The following is a 2,275-nucleotide window of genomic DNA, read 5'->3' as shown; positions in this document are numbered from 1 at the left end:
CCGCCGCCTCCGTCGGGGTCGACGCCGGGCTGAAGTGGCCGAACGACGTCCTCGTCGGCGGCGCCAAGTGCGCCGGGATCCTCGCCGAAGCCGTCGCCGGCGCCGAGCCGTCGATCGTGCTCGGCATCGGCCTCAACGTCCTCCCGCTCGGCGACGTCACGCCGGGGCCCGGCGGGCTGCCCGCGACCTCGCTCGCCGAGCAGGGCGCGACCACCACCGACCGCACCGACGTCGCCGTCGCGCTGCTCACCGGGTTCGCCGACCTCGAACGGCGCTGGCGGCTGGCCGGCGGCGACCTCACCGAAGCCGGGCTGCTCGGCGACTACCGCGCCCACTGCACGACCCTCGGACAGGACGTCGAGGTCCAGCTGCCGGACGGGACGTCGCTGACCGGGCGCGCGGCCGACATCGACGCCGCCGGGCAGCTGCAGGTCGACATGGCGGGCGGGCAGCGGCACACCGTGTTCGCGGGTGACGTGGTGCACGTCCGCCCGGCCTGATTTCTCGGGGCGTTGCACTCACCGGCCGGGCGTCTCGCCGGTACGGTGAAGCGACATCGCCGCACCGACCTTGGGAGCGTCCGCCGTGGCTTATCCGGACGATTTGCTCAGCGAGCAAGAGCACGTCGTGGTGCACAGTCACCCGCACTTCAAGATGCTGATCTTCCCGACGCTCGCGTTCCTGGTCACCCTGGGCGCCGGCAGCTGGCTCGCGATCCTCGCGAAGGACGCCGGCTCGCCGTGGAACACGGTCGGGCTGATCGCCATCGCGGTCGTCGCGCTCGTGCTGATCGTGTGGCTGTTCCTGGCCCCGCTGGTGCGCTGGCGGACCACCCACTTCATCGTGACGACCGACCGCCTCATCGCCCGCGAGGGCGTGCTCAAGCGCACCGGCATCGACATCCCGATGGGCCGCATCAACAGCGTCCAGTTCGAGCACGGCCTGCTGGACCGGGTGTTCGGCTGCGGCACGCTGATCATCGAGTCCGCGTCGGACGAGCCGCTGCGGTTCGAGGACATCCCGCACGTGGAGAAGGTGCACACGGTGATCTACCGCGAGGTCAACGACAACCCGTACGACGACTACCGCCCGGGCACCCAGCAGCAGACCACGCCGCTGCCGCCCCAGGGTGGCGGGCACCCGCCGCGCGGCGAGCGACGCCGCTGATGGGCACGCGCGAACTGGGCCTGCCGGAGCGGTCGCCCGCGGCGGGCGAGCTGCCGGAGCGGGTCACGATCTGGGAAGTCGGCCCGCGGGACGGCCTGCAGAACGAGAAGACGATCGTCCCGGTCGAGGTCAAGCTGGAGTTTCTCGACCGGCTCGCCGGCGCCGGGCTGACCACGCTGGAGGCGACCAGCTTCGTGCACCCCAAGTGGGTGCCGCAGCTCGCCGACGCCGAGCAGCTGCTGGCCGGGCTCGACCGCCGCGAAGGCGTCCGCTACCCGGTGCTGGTGCCGAACGAAAAGGGCCTGAACCGGGCCCTGGACGCCGGTGTCGAGCACATCGCCATCTTCGCCAGCGCGACGGAGACGTTCGCGCGCAAGAACCTGAACTCGTCGCTGGACGAGCAGTTCGCGATGTTCGAGCCGGTCGTCACGCGGGCCCGGGAAGCAGGCGTGGACGTGCGCGGGTACCTCTCGATGTGCTTCGGCGACCCGTGGGAGGGCGTCGTGCCGGCGAAGCAGGTCGCCGACGCGGGGCGCCGCCTGCTGGACATGGGGTGCTCGCAGCTGTCGCTGGGCGACACCATCGGCGTCGCGACTGCCGGCCAGGTCGAAAACCTGATCGGGCTGTTCGGCGATGTCGGTACTTTGGCCGTGCACTTCCACGACACCTACGGTCAGGCTCTCGCGAACACGCTGGCGGCGCTCCGATGTGGAGTGTCGACTGTGGACTCTTCGGCGGGCGGGCTGGGTGGCTGCCCGTACGCGGAGTCGGCGACCGGGAACCTGGCCACCGAGGATCTCGTGTGGCTGCTCGACGGCCTCGGGGTCGAAACCGGGGTCGACCTCGACGTGCTGGTGGCGGCCAGTTCCTGGATGGCGGGACAGCTCGGGCGCCCGAGCCCGTCCCGCGTGGTCAACGCGCTGAGCTGACGCGGACCACGGTGCACGACCGAGCCGGAGGATGTGGGTGACGGAGCCTTCCGAGGCGGGCGAGGACGACCTCGACACGGGGCCGGTGCGACTGCCCGGCGGGTACGAGGACGCCCCGACGCCGCCTTCGGGCAGCCCGGCCGCGTGGCCGCACGCCGTGTCGCCGCTGCTGCCGCCGT

At 72.0% G+C, this 2,275-nt stretch carries 3 protein-coding genes; all 3 read left to right on the top strand.

The features are described 5' to 3' along the window. Positions 1-500 (top strand): biotin--[acetyl-CoA-carboxylase] ligase (locus G3I65_RS50440; RefSeq protein ID WP_160702971.1); only part of this gene is annotated, 500 nt, incomplete at its 5' end. An 85-nt stretch (positions 501-585) separates the two neighbouring features. Then, entirely contained in the window at positions 586-1,167 is a 582-nt protein-coding gene (locus G3I65_RS50435; protein ID WP_160702969.1) for a PH domain-containing protein, read from the top strand. Then, positions 1,167-2,096, top strand: coding sequence for a hydroxymethylglutaryl-CoA lyase (locus tag G3I65_RS50430; RefSeq protein ID WP_160702957.1), 930 nt, complete (start codon positions 1,167-1,169; stop codon positions 2,094-2,096). The genes G3I65_RS50435 and G3I65_RS50430 overlap by 1 nt, the downstream gene beginning before the upstream one ends. Positions 2,097-2,275: the final 179 nt, after the last annotated feature.

Origin of the sequence: Amycolatopsis sp. SID8362 (assembly GCF_010550475.1) — a bacterium.
Lineage (GTDB): Bacteria > Actinomycetota > Actinomycetes > Mycobacteriales > Pseudonocardiaceae > Amycolatopsis > Amycolatopsis eburnea.
Note: the sequence above shows the minus strand (reverse complement) of the source record. Positions and strands in the feature narration are given on the sequence as shown.

Excerpts from the sequence above, each read along its gene's own strand:
- G3I65_RS50430 (WP_160702957.1), top strand. The coding sequence starts at position 1,167 with ATGGGCACGCGCGAACTGGGCCTGCCGGAGCGGTCGCCCGCGGCGGGC.